The following is an 18,066-nucleotide window of genomic DNA, read 5'->3' on the forward strand; positions in this document are numbered from 1 at the left end:
TCTGTAGTTTGAAGTTACATCGCTAAGAGGAAGAATTGGTGAAATGTCCCTATGGCTTCCTCGTGAATATTAGTTAAACAGAAAGGTATAGATTTTTTTCGCACCCTCCCGGATCAGCCGGAGTGCCTTGGTGATGTGGTTGTCTACCGTATGGACGGAGATGCCGAAGAGTTCGGCAATTTCCTTGTATTTCATGCCATCACGTTTGTTCAGCAGAAAAACTTCCCGGCATCGTTCAGGCAGAGCATCAATGGCTGTCCACATCCGTGCTTCCATAAGCGAGCGATTTTCTGCCTCTTCATCAGTAAGTGTTTCTTCCAGATCGGCAGGAGAAAGGGACATGTCGAAAAGTGGTTCCTTTTTCAGATAGTCCAGACTGCGGTTGCGTACCATGGTATATAGGTATGCTTTGAGGTTTTCAATCGGATGCTCCTGTTCGTTGAGCTTTTCCCATAAAGCGGAAAAGCTGTCCTGTACGATGTCTTCTGCCAGTTCCATGTTCCGGACATAATGAATGGCATACAGGCATAAGGGCCGGTAGTAGTATTTGAAAGTAGTATCGATGTCTATGTTTGCTTTGTTCATCCTTCAGTGATTTTAGCGGGTGTTTATTTTATTATGACGGCGTTTCGGGATAAATCCACTATGCCCGGATGAGAAAAAAAGTGAAATTGTTCTTTTTGTCAGGTATGTCTTTTCAACAGTTCCGGTCAGCAGAGTCTGAAAATAAATTCCCGAAAAGTAAAGTCAGTCAGGAACTGCACTGGACGATTCTTGACTATGCCTTTAATGATGTGTTGTAATTCAGGTGATTATGCGGAGCCCGTCTTTGAAGAAAAACGTCGAATTCTTTTCCTTAAAACGCCGAAATCTTTTTATGAAAACGTCGAAACGTTTTTTTAAAAGCCCGAGGCCTTTTTTCAGAATCAGAAACGTTCGTCTGCACGACGTTCCTTTTCGGGCGTTTCAGGCTTTTCCTGTTTCAGTCTGGCACCGCAGTATTTGCAATAGAGGGCTTCAAACTCATGTCCGTCACGGTGACAGCGAGGGCAGCGGCGTTTCTCCTGTTTTTTATGTTCGCTTACCATGGTAGCCGAAACGATTCCGGTAGGTACGGCAATGATGGTGTAACCGATGAGCATGATGACGGCCGAGAGGAAACGGCCGGTCGGTGTAACGGGAGTGATGTCCCCATAGCCTACTGTGGTCATCGTGACAATGGCCCAGTAGATGCTGTTGGGAATGTTATTGAACTGCGAGTCGGGCACATTTCCTTCAATCATATACATGACCGTTCCCATGGAGGTGACAAGAATGAGCACGAAAAAGAAAAAGATGGAAATCTTGGGAGCACTGATCCACAGGGAGCGCAGAAGAAGATTGCCTTCGTTGATGAATGTAAAGAGCTTGAAGATACGGAACACCCGGATGAGCCGGAATGCACGGATCACCAGCAAATAGTGGGAACCGTGAAGGAAAAAGCTCAGGTAGACGGGAAGTGTAGCCAGCAGGTCGACGATGCCGAAGAAACTGAAAATGTACTTGCGGGGCTGTTTCAGGCAATAAATGCGTGCCAGATATTCTACGGTGAAGAAAAACGTGAGGATATATTCCGTGATCCGCAGGGCCAGATAAGCCGAATGGGGAAATATGTGCATGCTTTCCAGAATGACGAGCAGTACGCTGAGCGTAATGCTTCCGATCAGAATGATGTCAAAAAGTTTCCCTTTCGGGGTATCAGATTCGAATACGATGGAATAGATTCGTTGTTTCAGGTCTTCGTCGTGCAGGAACTGATGCCATTTTCGGCGCCATTTGGAAAGATAGTTCATGATGTTTCAATGCTTGATAATGATGGGACAAAGTTAGCAATTAATTGACAGGTTTGACCTCCCTGAAAAAAAGAAATCCGTACGCTTCGTCGCGAGGCATACGGATTTTTCTGCATGAATAGATGAAGTGAGGATACTGTCAGCATCCTCCTCCCAGAGCGTGATAAAGATTTATAACACCTTGTATTTCATTATATCGGTCGGAGGCCAGATTCAGCTGGGCTGAAAGAAGGGACTGACGTGCGGTTAGTACCTGCAAATAATTGATGGTACCATATTTCATCAGCAGGCGGGTATCAGAGACAGTTGTCTCCAGATGTTTTACTTGTTCATTCTCCAGCCGGATGCGTTCTCTGGCTGTCTGCCATTGGGTCAGCGCATTGTTGACTTCCTGTCCTGCATCGAGCAAAGATTGTTTGAAAGCAAGTAAGGCTTCCTGTTGCTGGGCCTTGGCGATCTTCAGATTGGCAATGTTTTGTCCGCGGTTGAAGAGCGGCTGAACCAGAGATCCTACGGCTTGCAGCAACCAGGCGCCGGGATTTGCAATGGCAGCACCTCCACTGTTGGTCCATCCGGCGCTTCCGCTCAGGGTTATGCTGGGATAGAAAGCTGAACGGGCGGAATTGGTCGCATAGAAAGCTTGCATCAGGGAAGCTTCAGCCTGACGGACATCCGGACGCCGGGATAGCAATTCAACAGGTAAACCTACTGACATTTCCTGTGGAAACTGTTGCTCGTCCAGAGTGCTGCGTTCAATATTTCTGGAAGCTTCTCCAATAAAACTGCACAGGGCGTTTTCCTGTTCAGACACCTGTTGCTGAAGAGAGAGGAGAGAGGCTTCGGCGCTCAGGCGTGAAGCTTCAGCCTGGCTTAATGTTGCTCGGTCGGCTTCTCCTGCTTTCATCAGGGCCTGCAGGGATTGAACATATTCCCGCCAGCTTTCAACCGTCTGTCCGGTTATTCTGATCTGCTCGTCAAGCATCAGCAGTGAATAATAGCTTTCTGCTACGGTAGCTATGACCTGAGTCTGCATGGCCTGTCGGTAGGCTTCACTTTCCAGGAGAGCGGCCCGTGACTGACGTTTGGCATTTGTCAGTTTTCCGAACAGGTCGATTTCCCACGATGCAGAACCACCGAGAGAATATGTCTTTTGTGTTTTGCTTCCGTCGTAGCTGGAGAGCGTACCCTGCGGGTCAAGTTGTACTGAAGGAAGGTAGGCCAGTCTGGACGAACGGAGAGTGGCTTGAGCTTCTTCTACGCGCAGAACAGCAGTTTGTAAGTCCGTATTTGCTTCCAGACCGCGGCGGATGAGCGACTGCAAATAAGGATCCGTAAACAGTTCCTCCCATTTGAGCGAAGCAAGGGAGGATGTTGTATCGGGGGCATTTTCCGTGCGATAGAGACTGTCTGCTTCCACCTGGACGGAATCAGGCCGTTCGTATCGGTTATATATGCCGCAACCGGTTGCCATTAAAGAAAGGGCAGCTATAAATAGTCTTTTCATCTTTTTTTAATTTGAAATTGTTTTCTGATTAATCCTCGTCTCTTTTGCGTGTCGGCATTAGTTTTTCCTGTAAAGTCTGGAACACGATAAACAAGGTCGGAACAACGAAAAGCAAAGCAAGTGTACCCACAATCATACCGCCAACTGTTCCTACTCCGAGTGAGATGTTTCCGTTTGCTCCTGCACCGGAAGCAAATACCAGCGGAAGCAATCCGATGATCATGGTAAGAGCCGTCATCAGAATCGGACGCAGGCGGACACCGGCTGCCGAGACAGCGGCCTGAGCGATGGTCATGCCCTGACGGCGACGGGCTGATGCGTATTCGGTCAGCAAAATGGCTGTTTTAGCCAGCAATCCGATCAGCATGATCAGACCGGTCTGCATGTAAATATTGTTTTCCAGTCCCCACATCTTGGCAAAGAGGAAACTTCCCATCAATCCGAAAGGTACGCTGAGCATGACAGCTAGCGGTACGAAAATGCTTTCGTAGAGTGCGCAAAGAATAAGGAAGACAAAGATGATACAGATAGCAAAGATAATGATCGTATTGCTTCCGCTTCCGGCTTCTTCACGTGTAATACCTCCAAACTCATATCCGTATCCAACGGGGAGTGTCTGTTTGGCTACTTCTTCAATGGCAGCAATGGCTTCTCCGGTACTGTATCCGTCGGCAGGAAGACCATTAACCTGAATGGAGTTGTACAAATTGAACCGGGTCAGTGTTTCGGTTCCGTATACCTTGGTCAGTGTAACAAACTGCCCGATGGGAGCCATTTCTCCGGATGAGGTTCGTACAAACATGTTGTTCAGGGCATCCTTGTCAAGGCGATAGACTTTATCTGCCTGTACCATGACTCTGTAAAGCTTGGAGAAACGGTTCAAGTTTGACGAATAGTTACCTCCGATAAAACCGGATAAGACACTGAGAACATCAGTCGTTGTAATCCCTGCGCGCTGACATCGGGCAGCATCCACTTCGACGGTGTATTGAGGGAATTTGGTGTCAAATGAAGTATACGCCATCTGAATTTCAGGACGCTGGTTCAGGGCAGCGATGAAATCGGTTGTGTATTTCTGAAGTGTATTGATGTCACCTCCGGCACGGTCCTGTACATAAAGTTCAAAACCGCTTCCCATACCATAACCCATGATGGTCGGCTGGGCAAAGACAAAGAGCTTTGCCGATTTGATATTAGCCGTACGTTTGTAGATTTCAGCAATGACAGCATTAATTTCGTCTTTTTTCTCCGGACGTTCCTCCCAGGGCTTTAAACGGATAATCAGCATACCGCCGGAAGGAGCCTGTCCTCCCATCATACTGTAACCACTCACGTTGGAGTAGCTCATGATTTGTGGAATATCCTTGATGCTGTTTTCTACTTCAGACATCGCCTTGATGGTCTGTGAAAGACTGCTTCCGGGAGGAGTCGTGACGTTCATGAAGATACATCCCATATCTTCATCAGGAACCAGACCGGTCTTGGTTGTCTTCATCAATACCGCCAGTAAGGCCATGCTGGCTACCAAAGCCGTTCCGACAACCCATTTGCGACGGAAAAACCATTTTACTCCATTTTTGTAACGCAGGATAAGCCGGTTGAACGATGCTTCGAAAGCATGGTGAAAACGGGTAGAGAAACTTAATTTCTGTCCCGTGGTCGTGTCAATGTGAGGCGTCATGATAAGCGCACACAAGGCCGGACTTAATGTCAGGGCATTGATGGCTGATATACCTACTGCAACAGCCATGGTCAGACCGAACTGCATGTAGAATGTACCGCTGGTTCCTCCCATGAAAGAAGATGGAATAAATACGGCCATGAATACCAGAGAAGTGGTAACGATGGCGGCAGCAATTCCGTCCATGGCGCCTGTGGTTGCCTTGTAAGGCGAGCGTTCGCCTTCATCGAATTTCGCCTGTACGGCCTCGACTACGACGATTGCATCATCGACTACCGTACCGATAACCAGAACCAGTGCGAAGAGTGTCAGCAGGTTGAGGCTGAATCCGGCCAGATAAAGGAAAGCAAATGTTCCGATCAGTGAAACAATAATGGATACTGCCGGAATGATGGTTGACCGTACGCTTTGAAGGAAAACGTAAACAACCAGGATAACCAGCAGAATGGCTTCGATCAAAGTTTTTACAACTTCATGGATAGAGGCATCCAGGAAGTCTTTTGTACTCATCAGGTCGGACAGAACCAGGCCTTTGGGCAGTTCCTTGGAAATTTCCTCTGTCAGTTTATCAATTTCCTGAATGATTTCGTTGGCATTTGAACCGGCTGTTTGTGAAATCATACACGTTGCTCCCGGATGTCCGTTGATTTCGCTGTTGTAAGCATAGCTTTGAGCTCCGAGCTCAACCTTGGCGATATCTTTTAGTCTGAGGACTTCTCCGTTGGCAAGTGATTTGATAACGATGTTGCCGAACTCTTCAGATGTCTCGTAACGGCCGCGGTATTTTAAAGTATACTGGTAAGTATTCTCCGAGTCTTCTCCTAATGTTCCGGTTGCAGCTTCTACGTTCTGGTCACCCAACGCACTGATGACATCATCGGGTACCAGTGAATATTGTGCCATAACCTGTGGATTCAGCCAGATACGCATGGCATAATCTCCACCCATCACATTGACATTTCCTACACCTGTAATACGGGACAGGCGAGGTTCGATATTGATCTTGAAATAGTTGTTGATGAAAGTCTGGTCATAACTGTTGTCGGGACTATATAGAGTCAATATTTTTAGGGTACTGTTCTGTCGTTTTTCAACGGTGACACCAACTTTGGTTACTTCGGCAGGTAACAGTCCTTCAGCTTCGGAAACACGGTTTTTGGTATTGATGGTAGCCATGTCGGGATCTGTTCCCTGTTTAAAATAAACAGTGATGCTTCCAGAGCCGTTGTTGGTGGATGTAGAAGTCATGTAAGTCATGTTTTCCACACCGTTGATGGCTTCTTCCAGAGGAACGATAACACTTTTTTGTACGGTTTCTGCATTGGCACCCGTATAACTGGTAGAAACCATTACGGTAGGCGGTGCAATGTCAGGATATTGTTCCATTGGCAAATTGAAGAGACTGATAAGTCCCAGCATCAAAATCAGGACTGAAATGACGCATGCCAGAATGGGACGGTCGATAAATGTTCTGAGTTTCATGATAAATCCTCCTTTTCAATGATTATTGAGCCGGTTGGTCATTGGAATCAGACGGAGTGATGACTGTTCCTTCCTGTATCAGTCCGGCACCTTCTGCGATAATGATATCACCTTCTTTCAGGCCTTTTTCAATGATATATTCCTTTCCGTTGTTGACCGGGAACACTTCTACCTGGGCTGAAGTGGCTTTTCCGTCTACAACCTTATAGACAAAAATCTTATCTTGTATTTCGTAAGTAGCTTCCTGTGGAACAATCAGTGCATTTTCTTTTACATAAGGAAAAATGATGGTACCGCTTCCTCCATTCCGAAGCATGTGTTCCGGATTGGGGAACGTTGCTCGCAGACTTACGGCTCCGGTATTAGCATCAATGGTTCCGCTGATGGCATCAATTTTACCTTTGTGATTATATGTCAGACCGTCACTTAACTGAAGTCCAACTTCCGGCATTTGCTTGAGCGCTTCTTCCAGTGTCTTGTTTGCACGTATCAGGGAAAGAATCTGGCTTTCTGTCATCGAAAAGTACACATACATTTCTTCGTCGTCGGAAACCGTAGTCAGCGGAGTAGAGATCGAAGCATCGACAAGAGCTCCGACTCGGTAAGGCAGCATGCCGGATACACCATCGACAGGACTTTTAACCTCTGTATATGACAGATTGTTTCTGGCATTAATTTCGTCGGCTTTGGCTTGTGCCAGAGTTGCTTCAGCCTGAAAGAGACTGTTTCGTGCCGTTTGCAGATCAAAATCAGAAACAACATGTTCTTTGAATAATTCTTCTTTGCTTTCTGCCATGAGCCGGGCCGTTGCAACTGCGGCCTCTGCATTCTTGACATTTGCAACGGCTGTTTGCAAGGCTGCTTCATAAGGTACCTGGTCAATAATTACCAGAGTCTGGCCTTTTTTCACTTTGGCACCTTCGTCAATACAGATTTGCGTAATGGTTCCACTTACTTGAGGGCGTATTTCCACACTTTGCCGTCCGTTGATGACCGCGGTATAATTTTGGTTCAGTGTGCGTGTGCCTCGTGTTACTTCCATCGTTTTGTAGCTTCCTCCATTCATGTTTTGAGGGGCATTCTTGCAGGCAGTTGCAAGCAGGATACAAAGGATCCATGCACTTGCTTGTAAAAACAATCTTTTCATTTTTAACTTAATTCGTTTAAAGTTTTATGACGCAAAGTTATCGGCTATGCAAGTTCTTCTTTTGGTTCGATTTCACCAGCGATTGGTTTGAATTCACGCTTTACGACTTTTTTGCTTTATAATTTTTAATAAGTGAAAAAAAACTTCGGTTTATAAGTTCTTACCTTTACTTTTACGTCATCTTTAGAGAATGATTCTTAAAGAATCTGGTGCATGGGATTTTTATCGGGTATAACCTGAAAGGATGAATAAATAAGGGAGTATGAGAAACTTAAAGGATTTTGTATCTGACTGGATTCGGGACAAGGAGACTGATGAATGCAGGGGAGACATGGTGAATTGTGGAAATGAGCTGGTGATGGTCAGGCTGGAAGGTGACGGAGGCTTGCTGAATTATGGATTACCGGACGGACGCCATGATCATGCTGCATTGTTTATTATGCGTGGGGAGCTGCATCTTACATTGAATGGTAATCGGATAGGCTTGCTTGCTCCGGCTTATATTGATTTCGTGCTTCCTAACCGTTGGGAAAATATTGAACTGAAAGGAGAGGTGGAAGTCTATTTGATGGCCGCAGAGACTGGATTTTTCCATGAAGTAACGTCCAAGCTCAGGACCCGTATATCTGAGCGGATGATGGCTTTTGCACAAAGTCCTTTTATTTTATTTTCTTCCGAAGATGCTGTCAGAATGGAATCACTGGTTTCTGCTTTGTTTTCATCAATGACGGAACGGATCGATGTGTTTCGGAGAGAGCTTGTCCAAAGTCTGATGTGTGCTTTTTTATGTGAATTATGGAATGTGGTATTCCGTCAATGCCGCTCTGTGCTTCAGCCTGCGGAGCTTTATAAGTGGGGAGATTCGGGTGGTCATTTTCTTCATTTGGCTCATGTACATTGTCTGGAACATCATGAAGTAAAGTGGTACTGTGAGCAGTTGGGGATTTCGGCCAATACACTTACGGCGGTCACGAAGCGTTTATATGGGAAAACGGCCCGTATGATTATTGATGAACTTCTGCTTGAAGAAACCAAGCTGGCTTTGCGTAATCCGGATTATAGTATACAAAGTGTGTCAGACCAGCTTTTTTTCAGTGACCAGTCTGCTTTCGGAAAATTCTTTAAGCGGTGCTATGGTATTTCGCCGGCTCTTTACCGGCGTCAGATTTTTCAGGGAGAGATCAAATGAGTTTTTATACTCCGGATAGGATATAAAAATCAGCCGTCTTCCGTTTCCTGAATGGATGATTGCAGGGAAGCGGAAGACAGCTGATTCTTGGTAAATTTGAAAATGGATTGTTGGGACTTGCTAATGCTGGCAATCATTTTAAGTTAAGTGTCTTTAAATCATATTCCATAATTTCATATCCAAAAGAATCGTCAGACTGAATACCATAAAGTTTTTGATTACAGACAGAGATAGCACTTAACATTTCCGGAACTTCCAGCTCTGCAATAGCATTGCCGTCCCAGTCGAAAACGTGAATGTGATTTCCTATGCAAGGATTTTTTACCTGACTTTGTACAGCTCCTGAATAAAGTAAATAAATAAACTGTTCATCACCTGAGGATGAGAGATATCCCCATTTAGTACGATTGTTTACCTGAAATGAATTATCCTTCATATCATATTCCGGAGCTTCCATATCTTTTTCTATAAGCAGACGGATATCTTTTTCATTCCATTCGAATATTTGCAGTGCGGAAGCATATTGAGTGGCCATGGCAAATTTGTGTTCGGCTGGATGTACAACTATATCGTTCATCATAGCGAACATGTGTGCATAGGAAGCGGAGAACGATGATTCAAAAGGATATTCATAATTTTTTATCAAAGTTTTTCCGGTATTATCAAACATGATGACTCGTATGCTGTCCGAATAAGGGCATCCTACTGATAGCGAATCATTTATAGGACGGGCAAATAAAGTTGCGTATGGTTTGATTCTGCCGTTTCCAGATATAAAATCTCCGTTATCGGCGTTGTACATTTTTATGTTTTGATTACCTGTATCAAAAATATACAATTGATTATTATGAATGCCTAATGATTGTACGGACAGGGCTTCATGAGGAGCTTCTCCTTTAGTGATCCAACGGCTGAACTTTTTCTGGAGCAGATCATATACCAGAATGAAATGTGTGCCGTCAAAGTCTTTGACATATAGTTTGTTATTCCAGGCGAATATTCTTGTTGTCTGATTTAAGCTGTCTCGTAGATTCAAACTTTTGCCTGTCAGAGCTCTTTTTTCTGGAAATAAGGATTTTTGGTGGCATCCCAGAAGGCTGATTGTTAGGATTAACAAATAAAAAAGTCTTTTCATAATAGAAATTTATATATAAGAGTGTGTTAAAAGAGTTAATAATATTCGCTCTCTTAACACACTTCTTTGTTTATTATGGATGTTGATCATCTTTTATGATATGGGTTCCACCTATTGAGATAACACATGTACCTCCGTTAGGTTGACAGCCTGTTATTGAAACTTCATCGTCAGCTAAAGCTTCAATGTTAGCCAACATTAAATCAGACATAGAATTATGCTTATTGTAAGTATAAATTCCATAACTTGTTGTAGTAACTATAAGTGTGATGATAGCTGCTACTATTAATTTGTTTATTTTCATATTGTTTTTTTTAGGTATTAGATAACTTTATATTTTCCACATATATCCTTTCAGTGGAATACTTTGTCTTATTAGTCTTTTTTATTGTTTTTGCAGACACCTCCTTTTTATACAGACCTACTTTATTGATAACTTGCTGCAAGTTATTTTTTTTTTCTAATTAGCAAAAAAAGTGTTTGAAAAGTTTTATATAAGTTGAAAAAGCCGTCTTCCGTTTCCTGAATGGATGATTGCAGGGAAGCGGAAGACGGATGAAAAAAGATTTTGGTTCGTGGAAATAAATTTAGAATTCCAGTGTGGCCAATTGAGGGTTGTGGTCGGACAGGAAGCCGGTTTCACCTTGAGATTCCTGAGGTATGGATGTATCTTTTACTTTTATCTGAGGTGTTACGAAAATGAAGTCTATTTTTTCGCGTTTGTCGATCGGTTCGCGTCCGAAATCATGGAAAGTATAGTTAACTCCCTCTTGTTTATCTGCGATTTTATAGGCATCTTTCAGAACGAAAGAATTAGTTGTGATCGTCGTGTAGGCATCCCATTGGTCAGAAACATTGAAATCGCCTGTTAATACGGCAGGTTGGTCGCCTACGATTTCCTTGATCTTCTGAATGATCAGCAAAGCGCTGTTTTTGCGTGCTTCTACTCCGATGTGATCAAAGTGGGTGTTGACTGCCATGAAGATCTTTCCGGTTTTCCGGTCTTTCAGTTTGGCCCAGGTTGCAATGCGGGTACATGCACCGTCCCATCCGATGAAACCTACGCTGTCGGGATATTGTGAAAGCCAGAACGTATTGCTGTCCAATGCTTCAAACCGGTCTTTCCGATAGAATAGCGGAGCATATTCTCCCTGTGTTTTTCCGTCCTCACGTCCAACTCCCACTTCTGCATATTCGGGTAAACGCTGTTTGAGATCTTCCAGCTGGTTGTGTAAAACCTCTTGCATGCCTACAATGTCCAGCTGGTTCGCTTTGATAAAAGCTGCGACGGTGTCTTTTCTGTATTTCCAGTTGTTCAGGCTGTCAGCCGGGTTGTCATAGCGAATGTTGAAGGTTGCCCAGTTTACGGTAATTTTTTCTGTTTTCTTTTCCTGGCATGCGGTAGTCAGTATTCCGGATATTCCGGCCAGGCAGATGATCAATAGTTTTTTCATTTTCTTTTGTTTTTATAGAATCAGGTTTCTTCTGCAAAGATAGAGTTTATTTCAGATATTCTTGTGCGGTATTTCTTTGTTGGGGCAGAGATGGATAAAGAAAAGAGCAGAAAAGCAAGATTCGTATACTGAAATCACGTTTATATGAAGATAAATCCGTACCTTTATCCCCAAATAAAAGGATTATGAGTCATATAGCGTTAGGAAGATATAATCAACTGGAAGTTGTTAAGGAAGTCGATTTCGGAGTTTACTTGAATGGAGATGAAGACGGAGAAATTCTTCTCCCCAAACGTTATGTTCCTGCCGGATGCAAACCGGGAGATGTTCTGAACGTTTTTATTTATCTGGATATGGAAGAACGTCTGGTAGCAACGACATTGCATCCTTATGTGCAGGTGGGTGAGTTTGCCTCTCTGGAAGTTGCCTGGGTCAATCAGTTCGGAGCCTTTCTGAACTGGGGACTGATGAAAGATTTGTTTGTTCCTTTCCGTGAGCAGAAGATGAAGATGCTGAAGGGAAACCGGTACATCGTGCATGTACATTTGGATGAAGAAAGTTTCCGCATTGTGGCATCTGCCAAGGTGGAACGTTATTTGTCGGATGAAAAGCCCGTGTATCGCCGGGGTGAGGAGGTTGATGTACTGGTCTGGCAAAAGACAGATCTTGGATTTAAAGTCATTGTTGACAATCGTTTCAGCGGTATGCTTTATCAGAATGAGATTTTCCAGCCGGTCAAGCTGGGAATGAAGCTGAAAGCGTATATCAAGCAGGTGCGTGAAGACGGCAAGATCGACCTTGAGTTACAGCCTTACGGAGCCAAAAAAGTGGATGACTTCTCTGAAACATTGCTTCAATATATCAAGGGAAAAGGCGGACATATCAGTTTGAATGACAAAACTGATGCCGGCGTGATTTATGAGACTTTCGGTGTCAGCAAGAAGACATTCAAGAAAGCTGTCGGAGATTTGTATAAGAAACGTCTGATTGTTTTGGAAGATACAGGAATCCGTCTGGCCTGATAAAGGGGCGAACGGAGGAATCCTGTTACTGATGAAATGCCGGTAGGCGGGACAAGCTGTTATGTGCCAATAGGGAAATGCCCCATGAAAATAGGAGACTTCCTATCCAAACATGGGGATTATCTGTTGTAAGAAGTTTTTTCCCTTGCTAAATTTGCAATGTAATCAAAAAAGAAAAAGCGTATGAAACAGTATTTGAAAAAGTTTTGGTTGCTGGCAGTCTTTTCCTGTATGCTGCTTCCTGTTTCGGCCTCCGGCTTGGGAGATATCCGGGTAAATGCCCGTTTCCTGACTGATCGTATGGCCTTTGAGTTGCATCTGAATCAGAATCAGTATAATGATTTGTTTGAGGTTAATTTTGATTTCCTCAGCAATGTTACTCCCTATCTTTCCGGAATGGCCCGGGCGGATGCTGCTGCACTTGATGCGTATTACCGTTTTCTGGATGAGCGGAACGATGATTTACGCTGGATCCTTTCCAGTCCGGAGTATGTGCGTTTTATGGGAATTGAATATTTTTTCCGTCCCGTTTCCGCCTTGAATAACGTATGCTACCTTAGAATATATAAGGTATATACGGATTATGATTATTTTTATTTTTCCCGTCCGGTTCATTATTTAACTTATCGGGGTGCTCATGCCCGTTGTCATTTTGGAGGAGCCAGCTATTATCGCCGTCATTTTACGGGTCGCTATCATCATCCTGTATATACCGGCTTTTATCGTTGCCGGGATGATTTCCGCAAACATGATTTCCGTCCGGGACTGCATCCGCATCCCCAAAAGGTTCCCCGTCCGGATGTTATTCATCGTCCTGCACCTCCCAAACCTCTTCCCGTTCGTCCAGGCCGTCCGGGACGTCCCGTAATGAAGCCTTCTGTCAAGCCTTCTCCATCGCCTCGTCCTGAAAAGCCGGTTACCCGTCCGGGGCGTCACGAATCAGACAAACGTCCGGAATATCGTCCGGGACGGAAAGAACAGGGGCATTCTTATCGGAAAGAATCGAACGAAAACAGACGGAAGAACGAAGGAGCCCGCCGGTTGTAATGATGCTCTGAATCCGGGGCTGATTGATAGAAACGGCGTCGTGGAAGACAGAAATCTTTTATCAGGAAAGAGCTGGTGAAATAGCTGAAATGTGTGGATTTTATGGTAGAAAAACAAAAGCCCTTAACCGGCAGGCTCTCAGTATAATGAATATGAAGCGTGAATGATAAGTAAGAATGAGCTTAGAATGTGACCGGTTAAGAAGCTTTTGTCAAAAAAACAACAGAACTACAGTTTCTTTCCTCCGCCTAAGGCCTGATAGAGATTAATCATACTTTGTATCTCTTTAAATTGGTTGGCGGTTTGCGACAGTTGGGCGCTTAGCAAGGTCTGACGTGCCGTCAGCACTTCCAGATAAGTGGTATTGCCGTGTTCCATCAGCAATGATGTGCTGTTGAAGGCAGTTTCCAGGGAAGCGACCTGCTGTTCGTAATTTTCTTTTTTCTTTTTGCTGGTCTGATAGGACACCAGAGCGTCGTTCACTTCCGAGCCGGCATCCAGCAGTTTTTGTCTGAAAGCCAGCAAGGCCTCTTCCTGTTGTGCTTTGGCAATCTTTCGTCGGGCAATGAGTGTTCCCCGGTTGAATAAGGGTTCGGTGAGTGAGGCGAGGGCGGAAGTAACGAATTTCCCCGGATTGGTAATCAGTCCGCCGATGGAATTGGTCCATCCGGCGTTTCCACTTAACGTTATTGACGGATAGAAAGCTGAATTGGCCTGATTGGTAACATAAAAAGCCTGTTCCAGTTCTCTTTCGGCAACGCGTACATCCGGACGGTTTGACAACATCTGCAGAGGGATTCCTACTGCGAGTTGCTACGGAAAGTTTTGTTCCGAAAGTTTCCCTCTTTGGATCCGGTGAGGGGTTTCGGCCAGCAGGAGTGACAGGCTGTTTTCTACCTGATTGATCTGTTCTTCCAGATCGATTACGGAATTTTTCACTTCAAAGTAAGTTGCTTTCATCTGGGAGACGGCCGCTTCATCAGCCTGTCCTGCTTCCATCAGTGCCTGAGTTGATTCGACGGTTTCTTTCCATGTCTCAGCTGTTGTCCGTGAGATTTCAAGTTGCTCGTCGAGCATCAGCAGGGTATAATAGGTGTTGGCTATGTTCGCTACCAAACTGGAATATACGGCTTGTTTGTAATCTTCGCTTTGTGCGTAAGCTGCTTTGGCCTGTCTTTTGGAGTTACGCAGTTTCCCGAAGATGTCGATTTCCCAACTGGCTGTAACCGGAAGTGTGTAAGTTCGTGAAACCTGACTTTCTGCCGTGTTCAGACTTCCCTGGGGCGAAAGGGCAAAAGACGGGAGAAAGGCCAGTTTGGCTGAAAGTAAAGAAGCTTTTGCTTCTTCGACGCGCAGCTTGGCTGTCTGTACGTCTGTGTTCTGCTGCAGACCCTTTTCAATCAGTTCCTGCAAACAGGGATCGGTAAAGAAGTTGCGCCAGTTGATGTTTCCGATACTGTTTGTATCGGAAACGGCGACCTCTTCTCCGTACAGGTTTTCCGGTACGGAGGTCTGAGGCTGATAGCTGCTATAGATTCCGCAACTGCTCAGGAGAAGCGTTGCGCTGAATGCAATTATATTTTGAGTTTTCATATACTTTATTTTTCTGTATTAAAAGCACTTTTTTCTATCAGAGTCTGTTCTTTTTCGTAGACAATCTGTTGGTCGGGTTCCTTTTGCATGGGACCGCGCAGCTTTTCCTGCAAGTATTCAAATACAATGAAGAATACAGGAACGACGAAGAGCAGGGCCAATGTTCCGATAAGCATACCTCCTGCGACACCGGTTGCCAGAGAACTGTTGCCATTGGCTCCGGCACCGCTTGAGAACATCAGCGGAAGCATACCGAATATCATACAGAGCACAGTCATGATGATGGGGCGGAAGCGGGCTTGTGCGGAAGAGTAAGCAGAAGAGATGATACCCATTCCGGCACGGCGCCGTTCGATGGCATATTCTGTGATCAGGATAGCTGTTTTCGCCAGCAATCCGATCAGCATGATGGCTCCGGTCTGCAAATAGAAGTTGTTTTCCAGTCCGGCGATACGGGCAAACAGGAAACTTCCCATCAGTCCGAACGGAACGGAAAGAATGACCGCAAGGGGAACCAGAAAACTTTCGTACAGACAGGAAAGAATCAGGTAGATAAGCACGACACAGATGGTATAGATGAAGACGGTCTGTGCTCCACTGTTTCCGGCTTCTTCACGGGCCATACCTCCGTATTCATAACCGTAGCCCGAAGGCAAGGTCTGTGCTGCTACTTCCCTGATCGCTTGCTGAACCTCACCGGAGGAGTATCCTTCTGTCGCGTTTACGTTGACGTTGATCGTATTGTACAGATTGAATCGCTTGGCAATTTCTGCCCCCTGTATATTGCGTAAAGTAACAAACTGGCTGACAGGAGCCATTTCATCTCCGTTGCGTACAAACATATTGTCCAGGGCATGCTGATCCAGACGTGATTCAGGAGATGCCTGGATCATAACGCGGTATACTTTTCCGAATTTGTTGTAATTGGATACGTATGATCCTCCGCAGTACGCTCCCAATGCATCGAGTACATCGTTGGGACTGAGGCCTGCCCGCTTGCATTTGGCTGCATCTACGTCTACGGCTACTTGCGGGAAGTTCATGGCGTATGAGCTGTAAGCCATGGCTACTTCCGGACGTTCATTGAGCGCACCTATGAACTGCATGACGGAGTTGTAGAAAGGTTCCATTTCGCCGCCTGTCTTGTCTTCCATATAAAGTTCCACAGAGTTACCTGTTCCGTAGCCCGGAATCATGGCAGGCTGGAAGCAGAACACCTGCGCTTCCTTGATGTTGCTGAACTGTGCGTTCAGGCGTTTCATGACGGCATCTACCGTATGTTCCTTACCTTTTCGCTTATCCCAATGATACAGGCGGACGATAACGGATCCGTAGGAAGTTCCCTGTCCGGAAATCAAACCATAACCGGTAATACGGGAATAGTGTTCTATTTCCGGAGTGGCTCTCAGAATATCCTGCACTTTGTCCATTACTTTATTGGTCTCGGCCAGAGAGTTTCCCGGTGAGGTACTGATATTGATCATCATGGTTCCCTGGTCTTCCTGCGGAACGAGTCCGGTTTTGGTGGTACCCATCAGATAAACCAACAGAATGGATGCCAGTCCCAGTGAGGTCCATACCATCCAGCGATGGTGGAAGAAGAACATCAGTCCCTTTTTGTACTTGCTCATCAAAACGTTGAAAGAGGCATTGTAGGCAGCACGTATTCTGCCGTTGAAGCTCCGGACATTTTTTTCTGTATCCGAAGGTTTCATCATCATGGCGCAGAGGGCGGGGCAGAGCGTGAGGGCATTGATACACGAAAGTCCTACCGCTACGGCCATTGTCACACCGAACTGAGTGTAGAATACACCGGAAGTACCTCCCATAAAAGTAACCGGGATAAATACCGCCATGAAGACACAGGTACACGAAATAACGGCCATGGTCACATCATTCATGGCATCTTTGGTGGCCAGATAGGGAGAACGGTAGCCTACATCGAATTTAGCCTGCACTGCTTCTACTACGATGATCGTGTCGTCCACCACTGTACCGATGGCTAGTACGAGGGCAAACAATGTCAGAATGTTGATACTGAACCCGGCGATGGAGAGGAATGCGAAGGTTCCGATCAGTGAAACAAGTATGGATATGGTCGGAATGAGAGTACTCTTGAAGTCATGGAGGAAGAAATAGACAACCAGAACAACCAGGATAATGGCAATAACCAGAGTCTCAATTACATTGTCAATGGAGGCAAAAAGAAAGTCATTGACACTCATCATCTGAATGAATTCCGTACCTTCAGGAAGGTCTTTTGAAATTTCATCCAATAACTGGGATATTTCTTCGTTGACTGCCGTTGCATTGGCTCCGGCTACCTGAAATGTCATAAAGGTAACTCCGGGAACTCCGTCGGCTTCCCCGTGAAAACTGTATGATTCTCTTCCCAGTTCCACCTCAGCAATATCTTTGATCCGAAGTACGGAACCGTCTTTTTGAGAGCGTAAGACTATATTCTCAAATTCTTCTGTACTTTTCAGACGGCCTTTGTATTTCATGGTATACTGGAATACATTATCTGAACTTTCAGCCAGAGAGCCTGTGGGGGCTTCTATATTTTGTTCGTTCAGTACGGCTGTTACATCCGATGGGGTTAGTCCGTATTGAGCCATTTTCTCCGGCTTCATCCAGATACGCATACTGTATGTATCTCCCATCAGCTGGACATCACCGACACCCTGGATACGTTTGATTTGCGGAATCACGTTTATATCCAGATAATTGGCCAGAAAAGTTTCGTCGTAGCGCTTGTCCGGACTGATGAGGCTGTTGATCTGAAGATAACTGTTCTGGCGCTTCATGGTGCTGACACCGATGGCTGTTACTTCAGAAGGCAAAAGCCCTTGTGCTTCCGAAACCCGGTTTTGTACGTTGACCGCAGCCATATCAGGATCGGTGCCTTGTTTGAAGTAAACCAGGATCTCGGCTGTTCCGGCATTGGTAGCCGTAGAGGTAATGTAAATCATGTTTTCAA

The 18,066-nt window shown here is 45.2% G+C and carries 12 protein-coding genes and 1 pseudogene; 3 read left to right on the top strand and 10 right to left on the bottom strand.

What is annotated here, in order from left to right; genetic code table 11:
- Positions 1–69: 69 nt before the first annotated feature.
- The 5 genes from BACCOPRO_RS15535 to BACCOPRO_RS15555 all read right to left on the bottom strand — a co-directional run bounded on the left by BACCOPRO_RS15535 (position 70) and on the right by BACCOPRO_RS15555 (position 7,646).
- Positions 70–585, bottom strand: a complete 516-nt coding sequence (locus tag BACCOPRO_RS15535) for an RNA polymerase sigma-70 factor (protein ID WP_008145122.1) — start codon at positions 583–585, stop codon at positions 70–72.
- 341 nt (positions 586–926) lie between these two features.
- Positions 927–1,832: an ion transporter gene (locus BACCOPRO_RS15540; protein ID WP_008145124.1), complete on the bottom strand. Its 906-nt coding sequence runs from the start codon at positions 1,830–1,832 to the stop codon at positions 927–929.
- 139 nt (positions 1,833–1,971) lie between these two features.
- Entirely contained in the window at positions 1,972–3,336 is a 1,365-nt protein-coding gene (locus BACCOPRO_RS15545) for an efflux transporter outer membrane subunit (protein ID WP_008145126.1), read from the bottom strand.
- A 28-nt stretch (positions 3,337–3,364) separates the two neighbouring features.
- Positions 3,365–6,499 (bottom strand): efflux RND transporter permease subunit, encoded by a 3,135-nt coding sequence (locus BACCOPRO_RS15550; RefSeq protein WP_008145127.1) that lies wholly within the window; start codon positions 6,497–6,499, stop codon positions 3,365–3,367.
- Positions 6,500–6,521: 22 nt separating this feature from the next.
- On the bottom strand, positions 6,522–7,646 hold the full coding sequence (locus BACCOPRO_RS15555) for an efflux RND transporter periplasmic adaptor subunit (RefSeq protein ID WP_008145128.1): 1,125 nt from the start codon (positions 7,644–7,646) through the stop codon (positions 6,522–6,524).
- A gap of 262 nt (positions 7,647–7,908) precedes the next feature.
- Between BACCOPRO_RS15555 and BACCOPRO_RS15560 the strand changes: the two genes are divergently transcribed.
- Complete coding sequence (locus BACCOPRO_RS15560) at positions 7,909–8,835, top strand: helix-turn-helix domain-containing protein (RefSeq protein ID WP_008145130.1); 927 nt, start codon at positions 7,909–7,911, stop codon at positions 8,833–8,835.
- 133 nt (positions 8,836–8,968) lie between these two features.
- Here the strand turns inward: BACCOPRO_RS15560 and BACCOPRO_RS15565 are convergent, their stop codons facing one another.
- The 3 genes from BACCOPRO_RS15565 to BACCOPRO_RS15575 form a co-directional block, all read right to left on the bottom strand.
- Positions 8,969–9,970 carry a BF3164 family lipoprotein gene (locus BACCOPRO_RS15565; RefSeq protein ID WP_008145132.1) on the bottom strand — a complete coding sequence of 334 codons (1,002 nt, stop codon included), beginning with the start codon at positions 9,968–9,970 and terminating at the stop codon, positions 8,969–8,971.
- A 73-nt stretch (positions 9,971–10,043) separates the two neighbouring features.
- Complete coding sequence (locus BACCOPRO_RS15570; protein WP_008145134.1) at positions 10,044–10,274, bottom strand: NVEALA domain-containing protein; 231 nt, start codon at positions 10,272–10,274, stop codon at positions 10,044–10,046.
- A 283-nt stretch (positions 10,275–10,557) separates the two neighbouring features.
- A complete protein-coding gene (locus BACCOPRO_RS15575; protein ID WP_008145137.1) occupies positions 10,558–11,424 on the bottom strand; it encodes an endonuclease/exonuclease/phosphatase family protein in 867 nt (288 codons plus the stop codon).
- A 185-nt stretch (positions 11,425–11,609) separates the two neighbouring features.
- Here BACCOPRO_RS15575 and BACCOPRO_RS15580 point away from each other — a divergent pair, with 185 nt between their 5' ends.
- A complete protein-coding gene (locus BACCOPRO_RS15580; RefSeq protein ID WP_008145139.1) occupies positions 11,610–12,446 on the top strand; it encodes a CvfB family protein in 837 nt (278 codons plus the stop codon).
- Positions 12,447–12,629: 183 nt separating this feature from the next.
- Positions 12,630–13,493, top strand: coding sequence for a hypothetical protein (locus tag BACCOPRO_RS15585; RefSeq protein WP_008145142.1), 864 nt, complete (start codon positions 12,630–12,632; stop codon positions 13,491–13,493).
- Between the two features lie 228 nt (positions 13,494–13,721).
- On the opposite strand, the pseudogene BACCOPRO_RS15590 reads toward BACCOPRO_RS15585, so the two are convergent.
- Together BACCOPRO_RS15590 and BACCOPRO_RS15595 are read right to left on the bottom strand one after the other, a co-directional pair.
- Positions 13,722–15,086: pseudogene (locus tag BACCOPRO_RS15590) on the bottom strand (efflux transporter outer membrane subunit).
- Positions 15,087–15,091: 5 nt separating this feature from the next.
- Positions 15,092–18,066: efflux RND transporter permease subunit (locus BACCOPRO_RS15595; protein WP_008145148.1), on the bottom strand; the 2,975-nt coding region annotated here is incomplete at its 5' end.

Origin of the sequence: Phocaeicola coprophilus DSM 18228 = JCM 13818, from assembly GCF_000157915.1 — a bacterium.
GTDB classification, from domain to species: domain Bacteria; phylum Bacteroidota; class Bacteroidia; order Bacteroidales; family Bacteroidaceae; genus Phocaeicola; species Phocaeicola coprophilus.

Bases quoted from the DNA above. Each gene is read 5' to 3' on its own strand.
- BACCOPRO_RS15535 (WP_008145122.1), bottom strand. From the start codon at position 585: ATGAACAAAGCAAACATAGACATCGATACTACTTTCAAATACTACTAC.
- BACCOPRO_RS15540 (WP_008145124.1), bottom strand. From the start codon at position 1,832: ATGAACTATCTTTCCAAATGGCGCCGAAAATGGCATCAGTTCCTGCAC.
- BACCOPRO_RS15545 (WP_008145126.1), bottom strand. From the start codon at position 3,336: ATGAAAAGACTATTTATAGCTGCCCTTTCTTTAATGGCAACCGGTTGC.
- BACCOPRO_RS15550 (WP_008145127.1), bottom strand. From the start codon at position 6,499: ATGAAACTCAGAACATTTATCGACCGTCCCATTCTGGCATGCGTCATT.
- BACCOPRO_RS15555 (WP_008145128.1), bottom strand. From the start codon at position 7,646: ATGAAAAGATTGTTTTTACAAGCAAGTGCATGGATCCTTTGTATCCTG.
- BACCOPRO_RS15560 (WP_008145130.1), top strand. From the start codon at position 7,909: ATGAGAAACTTAAAGGATTTTGTATCTGACTGGATTCGGGACAAGGAG.
- BACCOPRO_RS15565 (WP_008145132.1), bottom strand. From the start codon at position 9,970: ATGAAAAGACTTTTTTATTTGTTAATCCTAACAATCAGCCTTCTGGGA.
- BACCOPRO_RS15570 (WP_008145134.1), bottom strand. From the start codon at position 10,274: ATGAAAATAAACAAATTAATAGTAGCAGCTATCATCACACTTATAGTT.
- BACCOPRO_RS15575 (WP_008145137.1), bottom strand. From the start codon at position 11,424: ATGAAAAAACTATTGATCATCTGCCTGGCCGGAATATCCGGAATACTG.
- BACCOPRO_RS15580 (WP_008145139.1), top strand. From the start codon at position 11,610: ATGAGTCATATAGCGTTAGGAAGATATAATCAACTGGAAGTTGTTAAG.
- BACCOPRO_RS15585 (WP_008145142.1), top strand. From the start codon at position 12,630: ATGAAACAGTATTTGAAAAAGTTTTGGTTGCTGGCAGTCTTTTCCTGT.